The sequence below is a fragment of the Streptomyces sp. CG4 genome (assembly GCF_041080655.1).
Classification (GTDB): domain Bacteria; phylum Actinomycetota; class Actinomycetes; order Streptomycetales; family Streptomycetaceae; genus Streptomyces.
Map to the genome: position 1 here is coordinate 8040753 of NZ_CP163525.1, position 15468 is coordinate 8056220.

The 15468-nt window shown below is 70.9% G+C and carries 18 protein-coding genes; 10 read left to right on the forward strand and 8 right to left on the reverse strand.

The features are described from left to right. Positions 1 to 72: 72 nt before the first annotated feature. Positions 73 to 834, forward strand: coding sequence for a GntR family transcriptional regulator (locus AB5L52_RS36765; RefSeq protein ID WP_369367807.1), 762 nt, complete (start codon positions 73 to 75; stop codon positions 832 to 834). Positions 835 to 878: 44 nt separating this feature from the next. Here AB5L52_RS36765 and AB5L52_RS36770 read toward each other — a convergent pair whose 3' ends face one another. From AB5L52_RS36770 to AB5L52_RS36780, 3 genes are all read right to left on the reverse strand, one after another. Next, positions 879 to 2033, reverse strand: a complete 1155-nt coding sequence (locus AB5L52_RS36770; RefSeq protein WP_369369027.1) for an ROK family transcriptional regulator — start codon at positions 2031 to 2033, stop codon at positions 879 to 881. A 114-nt stretch (positions 2034 to 2147) separates the two neighbouring features. Further along, positions 2148 to 2804 carry a response regulator transcription factor gene (locus AB5L52_RS36775; RefSeq protein WP_351019809.1) on the reverse strand — a complete coding sequence of 219 codons (657 nt, stop codon included), beginning with the start codon at positions 2802 to 2804 and terminating at the stop codon, positions 2148 to 2150. 41 nt (positions 2805 to 2845) lie between these two features. After that, positions 2846 to 4000 carry a histidine kinase gene (locus AB5L52_RS36780; protein WP_351571618.1) on the reverse strand — a complete coding sequence of 385 codons (1155 nt, stop codon included), beginning with the start codon at positions 3998 to 4000 and terminating at the stop codon, positions 2846 to 2848. A 107-nt stretch (positions 4001 to 4107) separates the two neighbouring features. Here AB5L52_RS36780 and AB5L52_RS36785 point away from each other — a divergent pair, with 107 nt between their 5' ends. From AB5L52_RS36785 to AB5L52_RS36795, 3 genes are read left to right on the forward strand one after another with little or no spacing between them, the layout of a single operon-like run. Then, positions 4108 to 5028: an ABC transporter ATP-binding protein gene (locus tag AB5L52_RS36785; RefSeq protein ID WP_369367808.1), complete on the forward strand. Its 921-nt coding sequence runs from the start codon at positions 4108 to 4110 to the stop codon at positions 5026 to 5028. 2 nt (positions 5029 to 5030) lie between these two features. After that, the gene (locus tag AB5L52_RS36790) at positions 5031 to 5741 is read left to right on the forward strand and encodes an ABC transporter permease (RefSeq protein ID WP_369367809.1); all 711 of its coding nucleotides are present in this window, start codon (positions 5031 to 5033) and stop codon (positions 5739 to 5741) included. A 41-nt stretch (positions 5742 to 5782) separates the two neighbouring features. Continuing rightward, complete coding sequence (locus tag AB5L52_RS36795) at positions 5783 to 6226, forward strand: hypothetical protein (protein WP_369367810.1); 444 nt, start codon at positions 5783 to 5785, stop codon at positions 6224 to 6226. Positions 6227 to 6298: 72 nt separating this feature from the next. On the opposite strand, the gene mug is transcribed toward AB5L52_RS36795, so the two are convergent. The 3 genes from mug to AB5L52_RS36810 form a co-directional block, all read right to left on the reverse strand. Beyond that, on the reverse strand, positions 6299 to 6820 hold the full coding sequence (gene mug, locus AB5L52_RS36800; RefSeq protein WP_351571838.1) for a G/U mismatch-specific DNA glycosylase: 522 nt from the start codon (positions 6818 to 6820) through the stop codon (positions 6299 to 6301). Between the two features lie 47 nt (positions 6821 to 6867). Further along, complete coding sequence (gene purB / locus AB5L52_RS36805; RefSeq protein ID WP_369367811.1) at positions 6868 to 8310, reverse strand: adenylosuccinate lyase; 1443 nt, start codon at positions 8308 to 8310, stop codon at positions 6868 to 6870. A 73-nt stretch (positions 8311 to 8383) separates the two neighbouring features. Further along, on the reverse strand, positions 8384 to 8725 hold the full coding sequence (locus AB5L52_RS36810; RefSeq protein ID WP_369369028.1) for a DUF4326 domain-containing protein: 342 nt from the start codon (positions 8723 to 8725) through the stop codon (positions 8384 to 8386). A 219-nt stretch (positions 8726 to 8944) separates the two neighbouring features. Between AB5L52_RS36810 and AB5L52_RS36815 the strand changes: the two genes are divergently transcribed. Beyond that, entirely contained in the window at positions 8945 to 9448 is a 504-nt protein-coding gene (locus tag AB5L52_RS36815) for a recombinase family protein (protein ID WP_351571601.1), read from the forward strand. Here the strand turns inward: AB5L52_RS36815 and AB5L52_RS36820 are convergent. Further along, complete coding sequence (locus tag AB5L52_RS36820) at positions 9429 to 9707, reverse strand: hypothetical protein (RefSeq protein ID WP_351571598.1); 279 nt, start codon at positions 9705 to 9707, stop codon at positions 9429 to 9431. The genes AB5L52_RS36815 and AB5L52_RS36820 overlap by 20 nt on opposite strands. On the opposite strand from AB5L52_RS36820, the gene AB5L52_RS36825 reads away from it, so the two are divergent. From AB5L52_RS36825 to AB5L52_RS36840, 4 genes are all read left to right on the forward strand, one after another. After that, positions 9694 to 10116, forward strand: a complete 423-nt coding sequence (locus tag AB5L52_RS36825) for a transposase (protein ID WP_351571595.1) — start codon at positions 9694 to 9696, stop codon at positions 10114 to 10116. The two genes, AB5L52_RS36820 and AB5L52_RS36825, sit on opposite strands and share 14 nt — an antisense overlap. 757 nt (positions 10117 to 10873) lie before the next feature. After that, positions 10874 to 11953 carry a site-specific integrase gene (locus AB5L52_RS36830; protein WP_351571592.1) on the forward strand — a complete coding sequence of 360 codons (1080 nt, stop codon included), beginning with the start codon at positions 10874 to 10876 and terminating at the stop codon, positions 11951 to 11953. Then, positions 11950 to 12279: a helix-turn-helix transcriptional regulator gene (locus AB5L52_RS36835; protein WP_351571589.1), complete on the forward strand. Its 330-nt coding sequence runs from the start codon at positions 11950 to 11952 to the stop codon at positions 12277 to 12279. The genes AB5L52_RS36830 and AB5L52_RS36835 overlap by 4 nt, the downstream gene beginning before the upstream one ends. A gap of 4 nt (positions 12280 to 12283) precedes the next feature. After that, positions 12284 to 13876: a hypothetical protein gene (locus AB5L52_RS36840; protein ID WP_369367812.1), complete on the forward strand. Its 1593-nt coding sequence runs from the start codon at positions 12284 to 12286 to the stop codon at positions 13874 to 13876. A 113-nt stretch (positions 13877 to 13989) separates the two neighbouring features. Here the strand turns inward: AB5L52_RS36840 and AB5L52_RS36845 are convergent, their stop codons facing one another. Continuing rightward, positions 13990 to 14568 carry a helix-turn-helix domain-containing protein gene (locus tag AB5L52_RS36845; protein WP_351571583.1) on the reverse strand — a complete coding sequence of 193 codons (579 nt, stop codon included), beginning with the start codon at positions 14566 to 14568 and terminating at the stop codon, positions 13990 to 13992. 98 nt (positions 14569 to 14666) lie between these two features. On the opposite strand from AB5L52_RS36845, the gene AB5L52_RS36850 reads away from it, so the two are divergent. After that, positions 14667 to 15452 (forward strand): SDR family oxidoreductase, encoded by a 786-nt coding sequence (locus AB5L52_RS36850; protein WP_351571580.1) that lies wholly within the window; start codon positions 14667 to 14669, stop codon positions 15450 to 15452. Positions 15453 to 15468 lie beyond the last annotated feature (16 nt).

A 15468-nucleotide genomic window follows, 5' to 3' on the forward strand; every position in this document is an offset into this window, starting at 1 on the left:
AGAGAAGTGCAACAACCTTTAATAAACAAGGGCGCTAAAAGCCGCCGGACCACGGCTCTTGCGGAGGACAGGGTGGGGACCACGCAGCTGGAATCGGTGCCGGAACCGAAGTACTGGCACCTCAAGATCGTGCTCACCGAAGCACTGGACTCCGAGTTCTCGGTCGGCGAGATCCTGCCCAACGAGCGCGACCTCGCCGCCCGCTTCGGCGTGGCCCGCGCCACGCTCCGCCAGGCCCTCGAACAGCTGGAGCTGGAGGGCCGGCTGCAGCGCCGCCGCGGCGTCGGTACGACCGTCGCGCCCCCGCGCGTGGGCGTGGCCGTCGGCACCGCACAGCACGCCTGGCCGGGCGCCGCCTCCGACGCCTGGCAGCCCGTCGACTGCGAGCAGGCCGCACCGCCCGCCGCCGTCGCCACGGCCCTGGAGACCGGCGCCGACGAGCCCGTCCACACCGTACGCCGCTCCCGGATGTCCCACGGCCAGCCGGTCGCCACCGAACTGCTCTACATCCCGGCCGTCTCGGTGCCCGACCTCACCGCGATCGACGCCCCGTCCGGCCCGGCACGCGCGCGTGCGGTGCTGCGCGAACTCCAGCACCTGACGCTCGAGGGCCAGGACCGCGCCGTCGAGCTGGGCTCCGCCCGCGCGGACGACGCCAAGGAACTCGACCGGCTGCCCGGCTCGCCCGTCCTGGTCGTCACCACCCGCTTCTTCGCGCCGGGTCGCACCGCCGCGCTGTCCATCGCGACGTACCGGGCCGACACCTGCCGCCTGACCTTCGGCGACTCACCGGACGTGGAGATACACCACGACCCGGAGCGCCGGGCTTCCTGATCACCCGCGGTCTCACCACGGCCCGCACCGCCAGGGAGCGGCGCTCAGCGCCTCGTCACCGTGCCCTCAACGGCGAACAACTGCTCCTCCACATGGTCCAGAGCCAAGCGCAGCGCCCCCGTGGACACGGCCGTCTCACCCAACACGGACAACGCCACCCGAGGCGGCCGCAGACAATAGCGGGCCAGCTCGCGGCGCAGCGGTTCCAGGACACCGTCGAGACCGGCCGCCCAGCCGCCGATCACGACGAGCTCCGGATCCAGCGCCAGGACCAGTGCGGCCACGTCGTGCACGAGCCGCTGGATGAACCGCTCGACGGCCGCCCGCGCCCGCTGGTCGCCCTCCCGGGCCAGCGCGAACACCTCGGCGACCGCCGGCTCGTCCAGCGGGTGCAGCGGCTCGTCGGTGGTGGACAGCAGCGTCTCCGGGGTCGCCTCCCGGCCCAGCAGATGCAGCGCGCCGATCTCCCCGGCGGCGCCGCCGAAGCCGCGGTGCAGCCGGCCGCCGATCAGTGATCCCGCGCCCGGGCTCAGCCCGGCCAGCACGAACACCACGTCGTCCGTCCCGGCCGCCGAGCCCTTCCAGTGTTCGGCGACGGCCGCCGCGTTGGCGTCGTTCTCCACCAGCACCGGGCACTTGAAGGAGCGGCTGAGCCGCTCGCCCAGCCTCAGACCCGTCCACTGCGGCAGCGCCGTGCTCAGCCGCACCGTGCCGTCGGCCTCCACGATCCCCGGCGTGCCCACGCCCACGGCCCGCAGCGAGCCGCGGGCGACCCCGGCGCGCCGCAGCAGCTCGGCGACCGTGCCACGCAGCCGGTCGATCCGCTCGTCCGCCGAGGCCGTCTCGGCGACCTCCTTGGCCTGCGTGCCCAGCACCCGCCCGTCCAGGTCGGACAGCAGCGCGGCGACCCGGTGCGGCCCGATCTCCAGGCCCAGCAGATGCCCCGCCTCGGCCCGGAACCGGAACCGGCGCGCAGGCCGCCCCTGACGGCGCGCACTGCCCTCGTCGGCCGCCGTCTCCACGACGAGCCCGGCCTCGATGAGCCCTTCGACGACACCTTCCACGGTCGGCCGGGACAGCCCGGTGACCCGGCTGATCTCGGTGAGCGTCGCGCAGTCCGTGGCACGCAGCGCGTGCAGCACCACCGCGGAATTGATCCTTCGCAGCAGCGAGGGATCGCCGCCGGTCAGCTGCGCCACCCGTCCGTCCTTCCAGCTCGCGGGCGTGTTGGCCGGATCGTACTCGGCCCGGCGCACCCCGGCGAGTGCCGGGTTCCGCATCGGGGCCGACGGCAGGGCGCGACAGACGCCGGCTCAGCACGGCTCGACGAACCCCGACTCGTACGCGGTGATCACCGCCTGGGTGCGGTCGCGTGCGCCGAGCTTGGCCAGTACGGCGCTCACATGCGACTTGACCGTCTCCGTGCCCACGACCAGCCGGGCGGCGATCTCCGCGTTCGACAGCCCCCGCGCCATCAGCCGCAGCACCTCCGCCTCACGCTCCGTCAGCCGGGCCCGCTCCAGAACGGCACGCGCCGGCCGGTCGCCGTCGCCGTACCGGGCGGCCAGGCGCCGCACGGAGGCCGGGAACAGCAGCGACTCGCCCTCCGCGATCAGCCGCACCGCGTGCACGATCTCGGCCGGCCGGGCCCGCTTCAGCAGGAACCCGTCGGCACCCGCGCGCAGCGCCTCGTACACGAACTCGTCGTCCTCGAAGGTCGTCACCACGAGGATCTTCGGTGGCTCGGGCACGGTGCGCAGCACCACGCGCGTGGCCTCGATGCCGTCCAGGAGCGGCATGCGTACGTCCATGGCGACCACGTCCGGCCGCAGTTGCCGCACCAGCGGGACGACCGCGGCCCCGTCGGCCGCCTCGCCCACCACCTCGATGTCGGGCTGCGCCTCCAGCACGGCCCGCAGACCTGCGCGGACCAGGGGTTCGTCGTCGACGAGGAGTACGGTGACCGGCATCCGGCCAGCCTAGATCAGGTGAGCGGGCCCACCCGCCCCGATCAGCCGAGCGGCAGCTCCGCCCACACCTGCCAGTCGCCCTCGTCCGGGCCGGTGCGGGCGCTGCCGCCCAGCAGGGCGGCCCGCTCGCGTATGCCGCGCAAACCGCTGCCCCGCCCGGGGCCGGGTATCGCGCCCGGCAGGGGATTGCGCACGTCCAGGGCGAGTGTGCCGTCGCCGACCGTGACCCGGACCCGCACCGGGACGGCCCCGGCGTGCCGCAGCACGTTGGTCAGCGCCTCCTGAAGGATCCGGTACCCCTCGCGGGACACCGGCCCGGGCACGGCCGCCACCGGACCCGTCACCTCGGCGTCCACCTTCGCTCCGGAGGCCCGAGCCGAGTCCAGCAGCCGGCCCGCGTCGGCGAGCGTGGGCCGGGCGCTCACCGGCCGCTCGCTCTCGCGCAGAATGCCCAGCACCCGCTCCAGATCCTCCAGGGCCGCCCGGCCGGTCTCCTCGATGGCGTCCAGCGCGCGCTCGGTGAACTCCGGGTCGCCCGCCGCCCGCGCCGCACCGGCCTGCACCACCGCCACCGTCAGCGCGTGCCCGATCGAGTCGTGCAACTCCCGCGCGATACGGGTGCGTTCCAGCAGTTGCTCGGTGCGCTCCTCCAGCGCGGCCAGCCGCTCGGCCGCCGACGGCCCCAGCAGGCGGCGCGCGCAGACCGTGATCAGCATGCCGAGGCCCACGACCACGCCGTACAGGACGAGCAGCGGGAGCGGCGTCAGCAGTGCCCAGGCGCGGTGCTGCGGCAGTTGGCCCAGCACGGGAAGCCCGGACGGCGCCCGCCCCCAAGCGGCCCGCGCCAGCTCGAACGCGAAGACGAGCAGCCACACCGTGACGAACATGCTGATCCAGCCGAGGACCCAGCGCAGTTCCAGCCACACCACCGTGCGTGTCCGGTCCCGCCATGTCGCCGACGGCTCCTCGGAGATGCCCGGCTCCTGCTCACCCGGCGTCAGCAACAGCCGCGCCTGCACCCCCTCGCCCCTGCGTACGGCGGGCACGAGGCCCAGCACGACGAGCATCACGCCCGGGACCCAGGGCTTCGACATGTCGATGAACATCCACATGCTCTGGATCAGCATGGGCACCCACTGGTGCAGCAAGCGCGTGTACGTCGTCCCGCGCAGCAGCGGGCGCAGGAAGCGGACCATGCGGACATCGTCGCAGCCTGCACGGACAACGGGCCTCCCCCGCACGGGGGAGACGCTCTCCACCGGCGGGGGAGGCCCCGACGTCCCCGCACGGCGAGGCTGGTGCCATGACCAGCATCGACGTACGCGACCTGACCAAGGAGTACGGCGGACTGCGGGCCGTGGACCAGCTCACCTTCAGCGTGCGCCCCGGCCGCGTCACCGGCTTCCTCGGCCCCAATGGCGCCGGAAAGTCCACCACCATGCGCCTCGCCCTCGGCCTCGACCGGCCCACCTCCGGCACCGCCACGATCGGCGGCCAGGCCTACGCCGCCCTGCGCGAACCCCTGCGCCGGGTGGGCGCGTTGCTCGACGCGCGGGCCGCGCACGGCTCCCGCACCGCCCGCGACCATCTGCGCGCCCTCGCCGCGAGCAACCGCATCCCGGACCGGCGGGTCGACGCCGTCCTGGCGGAGACCGGGCTGGCCGCGGTGGCACGGCGCCGGGTGCGGACGTACTCCCTCGGCATGCGCCAGCGGCTCGGCATCGCCGCCGCCCTGCTCGGGGATCCCGAGGTGATCCTGCTGGACGAGCCCGCCAACGGCCTCGACCCCGAGGGCATCGTCTGGATCCGCACCCTGCTCCGCCGCCTCGCCGAGGAGGGCCGTACGGTCCTGGTCTCCAGCCATCTGATGAGCGAGACCGCCGCCTTCGCCGACCATCTCGTGATCCTGGGCAAGGGGCGGCTGCTGGCCGACACGCCCGTCCAGGAGTTCATCCACGCGCGTGTGCAGCCCCATGTCCGGATCCGCTCCACCGACCTCGCCGCGCTGGACGACCTCCTAGCCCGCCACGGCCTCGACGCCTCCCGGGACGCCGACGGAGCACGGACCGTGCGGCACGCGGGCGTGGACGACCTCGGCCGGATCATGGCCGAGGCGGGCGTACCCGTCCTGGAACTCGCCGCGCGGGAGGCCACCTTGGAGGAGGCCTATCTCGATCTGACCGCGGCCGAGGCCGAGTTCACCGCACTGACCCAGGAGGTCTGACCATGCCGTTCGCACCCGTGCTGCACGCCGAATGGATCAAGATCCGCACCCTGCCGTCGCTCCTCGGCGGCCTGGCCGGGATCCTCCTCGCCACCACCGGGTTCTCGGCCCTCTCGGCCGCCGGCGCCGACGGTTCGGACCCGCTGTACTCCGCGTTCTTCGGCGTGAGCCTCGGCCAGATCGCCGCGATCGCGTTCGGTACGACGGCCGTGGCAGCGGAGTTCCGGGGCGGCGCGCTGCGGCTGACCCTGTCGGCGGTGCCCGACCGCCGGCGGTGGTTCGCCGCCAAGGCAACCGCGATCGCCCTGCCCGCGCTGGCCGTCGGCCTCCTCACCGGGCTGGCCACCCTGCTGGTCGGCAAGGCGGTCCTGGGCGCCGACGGTCCGACGTGGGGCGAGGGCCTGCGCGGCGCCGTCGGCTGCGGCCTCCAGCTGACGCTGATGGCGCTCTTCGCCGCCGGACTCGCGGCCGTGCTGCGCAGTGGCGTCGCCACCCTGTCCGTTCTGATCCCGTTCGTGCTGATCGTGTCCTTCGTCGTCGGCGATCTGTCCGGCAGCGTCGCCGACTACCTTCCCGACCGAGCCGGTCAAGTCGCCCTGCACAGCAGTTGGGACGGCGCCCTCGGCCCGTGGAGCGGGCTCGCGGTGACCGCGCTGTGGGCGGCGGCCGCGCTGCTCGCGGGCGCGTGGAGACTGGACCGCCGGGACGCCTGACGGTCCGCCAATTGTCAGTGCCGCCCGGTTTACTGGATCGCATGGACATCGCGACGTGCCTGACCGCCATCGAGTCGCTGTGCGCACGGGAGTTCCCCACGGCGCACAGCAGAACGGAACACGGCGAGAGCGGGCCCGGATTCCACATAGCCGCCTTAGAGACGAGCGGCGACTTCTCGGAGGACGACGGAACCGGGCGGGAGGAAACGGCGGCACAGTTCGAGGCCGACCGGGACGCACTGGCCGAGCGGATGGCGGAGCGGTGGGGGCCCGCGCAGTACATCAGCCTGTACAGCGTCCTGGAGCGGACGACGCTCGGCGAGGACATACCGCAGCCGTGGGCCGGCCTCGGCGGGCATGTCCCGGACGTCAAGCTCTGGCAACTGCCCGGAAGCGGCGGCTGGCTCGCCCTCGGGGTGTCCCAGTGGACCGATCACGCGCCGTTCCAGCTGCTGGCGGTGGTCACCACCGTGGACCCGCCGTGACCCGCTCCAACCGGGCGTGGCGGCCCGCGGCCGGGCTTTCCAGGCCTGCGTGACAGCCTCCGGCCGGGCGATCTAGGCCTGTGCGGCGGCCCGCAGCCGGGCGAATTCCTCCGCCATGGTCGCCGCCGTCCAGTGCGCGTTCAGCCCGCTGGGATTGGGCAGCACCCAGATCCGGGTGTCCCCGAACGTCCGCTCCTGCGGCCCCACTTGGGCCGTGCGGTCGCCGAAGGCGGCCCGGTACGCGGTCACCCCGACCACGGCCAGCCACCTCGGCCGCAGCCGCGTCACCTTCTCGGTGAGCAGCCGCCCGCCCTCGACGTACTCCTCAGCGCTCAGCTCGTCGGCCCGCGCCGTCGCCCGCGCCACGACATTCGTGATGCCCAGTCCGTACGACAGCAGTTCCCGCTGCTCGGCCGGCTTCATCAGCCGTGGCGTGAAGCCGGACAGATGCAGCACCGGCCAGAAGCGATTGCCGGGACGGGCGAAGTGGTGACCGGTCGCCGCCGTCATCAGCCCGGGGTTGATGCCGCAGAACAGCACCCGGAGACCGTCCGCGACGACGTCCGGTACGAGACGGTCGCGGGCGGCCTCCAGTTCCGCCTTGGTGAAGCGCGGGGAGCGGGGAGCGCGGGGTGCGCCGGTCAGAGGATCGCCCCGGGGGTGTAACCGGCGGCCTCCGGGTGCTGCTTGACGAGCTCCTCGATCCGGCCGATGACGACGCCGACCTGGGCGGCGGCGGCACCGGTGAAGGACAGCTTGTCGGCCATCAGCGCCGCCAGCTGCTCCCGGTCGAGTGGGAGGCGCTCGTCGGCGGCCAGCTTGTCGAGCAGCTCGTTGCGCTCGGCACCCTGCTCGCGCATCGCGAGCGCGGTGGCGACGGCGTTCTCCTTGATCGCCTCGTGCGCGACCTCGCGGCCCACCCCGGCTCGCACCGCACCCATGAGCACCTTGGTGGTGGCCAGGAACGGCAGGTAGCGGTCCAGCTCGCGGGCGATGACGGCCGGGAAGGCGCCGAACTCGTCGAGGACCGTCAGGAAGGTCTCCAGCAGGCCGTCCAGGGCGAAGAAGGCGTCCGGCAGCGCGACCCGGCGCACCACCGAGCAGGACACGTCGCCCTCGTTCCACTGGTCGCCCGCCAGCTCGCCGGTCATCGAGGCGTAGCCGCGCAGGATCACCATGAGGCCGTTGACGCGCTCGCAGGAGCGGGTGTTCATCTTGTGCGGCATCGCCGAGGAGCCCACCTGGCCCGGCTTGAAGCCCTCGGTGACCAGCTCGTTCCCGGCCATCAGCCGGATCGTCTTGGCCAGCGAGGACGGCGCCCCCGCCAGCTGCACCAGCGCGGTGACGACCTCGTAGTCCAGCGAGCGCGGGTACACCTGGCCGACCGAGGTGAACGCCTGCGAGAAGCCCAGATGCCCGGCGATCCGGTCCTCCAGCTCGGCGAGCTTGACCGCGTCACCGCCGAGCAGGTCCAACATGTCCTGCGCGGTGCCGACCGGGCCCTTGATGCCGCGCAGCGGGTAGCGGGAAAGAAGCTCCTCGACCCGGCCGTACGCCACGAGCAGCTCGTCGGCGGCCGTCGCGAATCGCTTGCCCAGTGTCGTGGCCTGCGCGGCCACGTTGTGCGAGCGGCCGGCCATGACCAGCTCGGCGTACTCGCCCGCCAGCTTGCCGAGGCGCGCCAGCACGGCGACCGTACGGTCGCGCATCAGCTCCAGCGACAGCCGGATCTGCAGCTGCTCGACGTTCTCCGTGAGGTCGCGGGAGGTCATGCCCTTGTGCACGTGCTCGTGCCCGGCGAGGTCGTTGAACTCCTCGATCCGGGCCTTCACATCGTGCCGCGTGACCTTCTCACGCTCGGCGATCGAGGCCAGGTCGACGGTGTCGAGGACACGCTCGTAGTCGGCGATCGCCTCGTGCGGCACCTCGATGCCGAGGTCCCTCTGGGCGCGCAGCACGGCGAGCCAGAGCTGCCGCTCCAGCTTCACCTTCTGCTCGGGGGACCAGAGCGTGGCGAGCTCGGCGGAGGCGTAGCGTCCGGCGAGGACGTTCGGGATGCGGGGCTTGGCGGGCGCAGAAGTCACGTGTCCAGATTCTACTGGCGCTTTGTGCAGGCCAGCGCCGCGCCCCCATTCGGCGGAAGCTACGAGACCCCGGTCACCCGGACCGGGCCGACCGGGCTGCCGCACCGCCCGAGCTCGTGCCGTCGCCCCCCTCGTCGGCGTCGGCCAGCTCCGCCAGCACGTCCGCGTGGCACAACTCGGGCGCGCACCAGCAGGCCAGGGTCCTGCCGCGCAGTTCCGCGACCAGCTCCAGCAGCTCCGGCCGCTCCAGCAGATGGGCCCGGTACTTCGCCATGACCTCGGCCCGGGTGCCGTCCCGCTTCTTCTTCGGGGTGTCGTAGGCGAACGGGTTGTAGAGCGGATGCCGGGGCAGGTCCCAGCCGCCCAGCGTCCAGCGGCGGCCGACGTAGACGACGTCGGCGGGCGCGTGCTCCAGCCGGGGGCCGAACTAGTGGATCCGGCCCCGGACATTGATCACCCGCGTGGTCATGGCGAGAGGCTACGCCTGGCCCTCGTACGGCAGCAGCTCGGGACGCTTGGGCGGGCGGCCGTCCCCGGACGGTGTGACACCCGCCCAGCTTCCCTGCACGTAGGGTAGAGGGCGCGTGCGGCAAGGGGGGCGGCGCAATCCGAGCACCAAGGAGCACCACCCTCGATGGCCGTCAAGCCTCTCATAGGCCTCTATCTGCGCAAGAGCAAGAACTTGCGGGAGGACGACCACCGCCGAGAGCAGTCCACCGACACGCAGGAGGCCTCCGGGCGTCGCTGGGCCGACCGCAACGGCTGCACCGTCCGTCATGTGTGGGTAGACCTGGCGTCCGGCTACAAGGCGGATGCCAAGCGTCCCGACTTCGACAAGGCGCTAGCAGCGCTACGGAACCGTGAGACCTCGGCGCTGTGGTGCTACATGGTGGACCGGTTCTCTCGCCAGGGCGCCCATGCTGTTCTCGACGTGATCGACCCGGCAGACGGCACCGAGCCCGGCCGCCTGATCTTTGAGTACGACAACCTTGACTCCGCGAACGATCGAGACAAGCGCTGGATCTTGAACCGGGCGATGGACGCCAAGGAATACAGCGATCAGCTTTCCGCGCGTACGAGGGACACCAAGCAGCAGCAGCGGGAAGACGGGCAGTGGGTTACCGCTCAGCCCCCGTGAGCTGGCCCGCGGTGCCATGCGCCGCAAGCACAACGAGCTGGTCGAGGCACTCACGGGCGACTTCACTGATCACCACGGTTTCATGGTCCGTGTCCTGATCCGCGCGATCCGCGACGCGGACGCGCGCATCGTGCTGCTGGAGGAAGAGATCCAACGGCAGATCGCCCCCCTTTCGCCACCAGGTCGATCTGCTGATCACGATCCCCGGGATCAGCACCACGGTGGCCCACGTGATGATCGCGGAGATGGGCGCGGACATGAGCCGGTTCCCGAGCGCCGGGCACCTGGCCGCCTGGGCCGGGCTCGCCCCCGGCAACCGCGAGTCCGCCGGGAAACGCAAACGGGCACCGACCCGGCACGGCAACGTGTGGCTCAAGGGCGGACTCGGCGTCGCCGCCCTGGCCATCGGCCGCACCAAGGGCACGTATCTCGCCGCCCAGTACCACCGGCTGCGACCGCGGCGCGGCGAGAAACGCACCATCGTCGCCGTCGCGCACAGCATGCTCGTCTCCGCCTACCACATGCTCACCACCGACGTGCCCTACCAGGACCTCGGCCCCGACCACTTCACCCGCCGCCTCGGTGAAGAACGCCACCGCCGACGTCTCCTCGCCCAACTCGACGCCCTCGGCTACGACGTCACTTTGGAACGACGACAGACCGCCTGAAGGGGATTTTCAAGAGAGCATCGAAGTGTTCTCCACGATCCGCTTTTCTCATGAGACATCGACCGGACGGCGCGCCCAGGCGCGATGCGAGCCTCGTGGGGACTGGCCTACCACCGGATGGTGCACCTACCCACCGTCGAGCTCATCAGCTGTTCTGGCATCCCGTGTCGCATGCCGAGCAGAACCCGGCGTATAGGTCGACTCGTCTCACGCCCCCACCCCTTTCGAGGGGGTGGGGGGCCGTACTCACCCCCTCTGACCTGCTGTTTTGCAGATCAGGGGGGAGTTTAGTCTCAGGGGCCGACCCCCGCCCTTCCTGCCTGTTGTCCCTCTTTCCCGGCCCGTTTACTGGATGCCGTGTGGCGATCCTGTGGCGGTCATTCGGGGTGCTCCCCGCCCTCTGACGTGGCCCTTCGTGCCGGTGACACCCCGGCCCTTGAACCTTCCCGTGAGGCTGGCGCAGGGGCACTCGAAGTGGCTGATGACTCGTCGGTAGGTCGGTCCGCGTCATCCTCCGGGTGGGTTCCCCCTGCATGTGCCCTGTTCTCCCGAAGATACGGCGAAGTGATAAGTAGCTCTCTGTAATGTGCGACATCCCGCGAGTTCACCTGAGCCCCGCTGAGTCCCTGCGCCCGTGGCCAGCGGGTTGTTCCTCCTTCGGGTGCTTTGCGGACTTGTGACGTAACTTCGGGATTCTTGAAGCGTTCGGACCTCGTCCGACCGATCCACAGTCGGGCCGAAGGTGAGGGGGCTTGGGTTGGCGGCGCTGGCAGTCGTACGGGACCTGCGCGAGCACTGGGCGCCCGCGTCGGCGGAGGAACTGAAGCAGTTCGAGACCGACGCGCTATCCGGGTTCGTCCTCGCACGCGCCTCGGCAGGACTGGCTGACGGCACGATCCGCGGGGATGTCGGGCATCTGGACCAGATCAGGTCCTGGTTCGGGCGACCGCTGTGGGGCATGGAGCCGGCCGACGCCGACGCGTACTTCGGGAAGGTGCTGCGTGGCTCGCCGAGCGGCACCCGGCTGGCCCGATCACAGGCGCTGACCACGTACTTCATGTTCCTGGAGCTGCGGCACAAGGTCGAGCTGCACAGGATGACCGGCCGGGTCATCGAGTGCCCGATCGACGAGATGAACCGGCCGCGCGGCACGAAGGACGCCCAGCTGCGGGTCCCGCCGAGTGAGCCAGAGGTCGGAACGCTCTTCGCCGGCTGGGGTGGTGAGCTGGCCACGTGCCGAAAGTTCGCTCCTACCGCGCGGAACTACACCGCCTCGAAGCTGCTGTCCCAGGTCGGCCTGCGGGTGAGCGAGGCATGCGGGCTCGATCTGGACGACATCAAGTGGGACCTGGGCCGCTTCGGCAAGCTCCACGTCCGCCACGGCAAGGGCGCCCGCGGATCGGGCCCGCGTGAGCGCATGGTGCCGCTGATCAACGGCGCCGACCGGACCCTTCGGTGGTTCATCGAGGACGTCTGGGGCCAGTTTGACGACGACCACACCCGCCCCGGCGCCCCGCTGTTTCCCTCCGAGCGGAAGAACGCCGACGGCTCCTCGCGTCGGGTTGGCGACGACGCCCTGCGAGGTGGACTCAAGGACGCGGCCAAAGCGCACCTGCCCGCTTGGGGCGAGAAGCTGACCCCACATGTCCTGCGGCATTTCTGCGCGTCCCAACTCTACGGAAACGGGCTGGACTTGCTCGCGATCCAGGAGGTTTTGGGACATTCATGGATCGCCACGACGATGCGATACATCCACGTTCAGCAGACCCGGGTCGAGGACGCCTGGGTCGCCGGGATGGAACGGGCTGCGAAGCGGCTGAAAGGACTGATCCGATGAGGTGGAACCTGCGGCTGACCGCCGCGAACAAAGGGGTCTGGAAGGCTTCTGAGCTCCAGCGGAGCCTGGCCGAGCACGGGTTGGTGATCTCGGCGGGGAAGATGTCCGGTCTGTGGTCCGGGCAGCCCGTCTCGCTCAAGTTGGAGGACCTGGACGTCATCTGTGTCGTCCTCGGCTGTGAGATCGGCGACCTGCTGAGCCCCGAGCCGGAGAAGGTCAGCCGCCCGGGGCAGGCGGAGACGGAACGAGCGGCGGTCGGTGCAGGGACCGCCGCACCGGCGGTGATCCCCAAGCACAGGGACGGCCGGTCGCTGCCACCGGAGTGAACTGGTGGCACGCTTCCCGAAGGGCTACGTCAAGCCCACCAGCTCCTTCCCAGGTTGCCTGGCCTGGGGCGACTTCCGCGGTCGGCTCTGTCACACCTGCTACATGTTCGGCCGCAGCCACGAAACGGCCGTCTGCATCGGCTGCCAGCGAGTCCAGCCGCTGAAGTGGGAGTACTGCCGTCTGTGCTGGTGCCAGGCCCGGCTCAACGCCAGGACCGCCACCGGCATGCCGACCGTCAGCGGCGAGGTGATGACCCCGTGGCTCCAGGCCGTCCGCCATCGCCAGCTCTTCTTCGTGGGACTGCATTACTGCAGAGGATCGGCTCTCACCGTCCTGCACCACGTCAAGGCGCGAGAAGCATCCCGCAGGCCGCCGCCCGTGTCGCGCTCACGGCCGAGAACCGGTTGGAGGCAACTGCCACTGTTCGAGCAGGTTCCGCGTGACTACGGTCGGCTCGACCCGGCCGCCGCCGACCTGGCCAGCCCCTGGCTGGCCTGGGCGACGCACCTCGCCCACCAACTCGCCGAAGCCCGGGGCTGGGGACGCGGCATCCGCTTCGCTGTCAACCGCGGCCTGGCCATCGTGCTCACCGGATACACCGAGGGCGACATCATCCGCCACAGCGAGATACTCACCCCGCTCCGTGCCCTCGACCTGCGGGTTGGCCACGTCATCACGGTCCTTGAGGAGATGGGAATCTTCCTGGATGACGAGGAACCCTTCTTCGAGCGATGGCTCGCTGAGCGTCTGGAAGGCATTGCCCCCGGCATCGCTGCGGAAGCCGAACGCTGGACCCGAGTTCTGCGCGACGGCGGCCCCCGCAGCCTGCCCCGGCAGCAAGCCACGGTCCGGCTCTACCTCAACCGGACCCGCCCAGCGCTGTTGGCGTGGTCGAACCGCTACGACCATCTGCGGGAGGTGACCCGCGAAGACGTGCTGGCCCATGCCAAGACACTGCACGGCCGCCACCGCATGGACGAGCTGGTTGCCCTGCGCTCACTGTTCGCCTGGGCCAAGCGGTCCGGCCTGATCTTTCGTAACCCGGCCAGCCGTATCAAGGTCGGCCAGATCGAGTACAGCGTGCTCCAACCGCTCGCACCCGACAAGATCGACCGCTCCGTCGCCGCGGCCACCACCCCTGCCGCCCGGCTTGTCCTCGCTCTCGCGGCGGTGCACGCGGCCCGGGTCGCCCAGATCGCCACTCTCATGCTCGGCGATGTCGACATCGGGAACCGCCGCCTGACCATCGCCGGCCGTGTCCGGCCCGTCGACGATCTCACCCTGAAACTACTGCTGGCCTGGCTGGAATACCGGCGCGAGCGCTGGCCAAACACGGCCAACCTCCACCTGCTGATCAACAACCAGACCGCTCCGGGCACTGGTCGCGCCAGTAACCGCTGGATCCGTGGGCCCCTGCGCGGCCAGGAGGCGACTTTGGAACGGCTCCGCGTCGATCGACAACTCGAAGAGGCCATGGCCCAGGGCCCTGACCCCCTCCACCTTGCTGAGGTGTTCGGGCTTCACGAGAAGACGGCCATGCGCTACGCGGAGTCCGCACGAGCTCTGCTGGAGCAGGCTGCCGAGACCGACCCCTGATGGGGATTCTTGGCAACGACTGGTGTTGCCCTCACCTTACTTGATCCAGTTCTCAACGACTGGGGAGGGTTGGCAGGTATCACGCCGGCGACAAGCCGGTGCCGCGAGGCTGATCAGGTGCAGCCCGTGCTCGCGGCCCTGCTCAAGGCTGTACGAGAATCTTCCGGGCCTACTTTCGCCTCTTCCGCGGGAGTGGCCGGCCGTGCCGCGTAGCGGCTGCGCATCGCGTCGCTCGCTGCGGGGCCCGCGGTGAAGACGTAGGCGGCGCTGTCGTCGAGTCGGCGGCCGGTTTTGGCGTCGACGACCACGGGCTCGACTTCCTCGCCGCTGTGCGCGTCGACGAGGATCATGCTGCGCTCCGTCGGCGTGAGGCGGGAGTTGCCCCATGCGGCCAGGGCGACGATCACCGGGCGCAGGGAGCGCCCGAGTTCGGTCAGGACGTACTCGTGCCGGACAGGGCTGGTCTGGTAGGGCCGACGCTCCAGCAGACCGTCCGCGACCAGGGTCTTCAGCCGGGTGGTGAGCATGCTGGAGGAGATGCCCAGGCTCTCCTGGAACTGGTCGAAGCGGGTGTAGCCGTCGAAGGCGTCGTGGAGGATCAGCAGTGTCCACCACTCGCCGACGTGTTCCACCGTCGTGGACAGCGGGCACTCCCGGTCCTCCAGCCTGATCCGGCTTGCCAAGGCGACCATCCCCTCAGTTACTGCTAAAGTCGAAGTTAGTAGCTTCTATTTTAGCAGTAGAGACGGGGCGGCGCCTTGAATACCCGCGCCCGGGGACGGAGCACACCGTGACCACATCCATCAGCGAATCCCTCGAAGGCCGACGCGCTCTGGTCACCGGCGGTACCAAGGGCACCGGAGCCGCGATCGCCCGACGCCTGGCCCAGGCCGGTGCGACCGTGCTGGTCACCGCCCGCAGCCGCCCCGACGACGTCGAGGAGAAGACGTTCATCACCGCCGACCTGTCCACCGCCCAGGGCGCCGCCCACGTCGCCTCCGAGGTGGACGCCCGCATGGGAGGCGTCGACATCCTGGTCAACACCCTCGGCGGCTCCGAGGCACCGGCAGGAGGATTCGCCGCGCTCGGCGAGGACGACTGGGCAAGGGAGCTGAACACGAACTTGCTGGCCGCCGTCCGCCTGGACCGCGCACTCCTCCCGCACATGATCGCCACGGGCAAGGGCGCGGTCGTGCACGTCACCTCGATCCAGCGCCGCATGCCGCTGTGGAACGGCACCCTGGCCTACGCCGCCGCCAAGGCCGCCCTGACCACCTACAGCAAGGGCCTGGTCAACCAGGTCGCCCCGCACGGCGTCCGCGTCAACACCGTCTCGCCCGGCTTCGTCCAGACCTCGGCCGCGGACAACCTCGTCACCCGGATCGCCGACGACGCCGGCATCAGCCAGGAAGCGGCGCTGGGCCGGCTCATGGACTCCCTGGGAGGCATCCCGCTCGGCCGTCCCAACCGGCCCGAGGAGGTCGCCGAGCTCGTCGCCTTCCTCGTCTCCGACCGCGCCTCCGCCATCGTCGGCGCCGAACACGTCATCGACGGCGGCACCACCCCCACCGTCTGAACCCGCCACCACCATC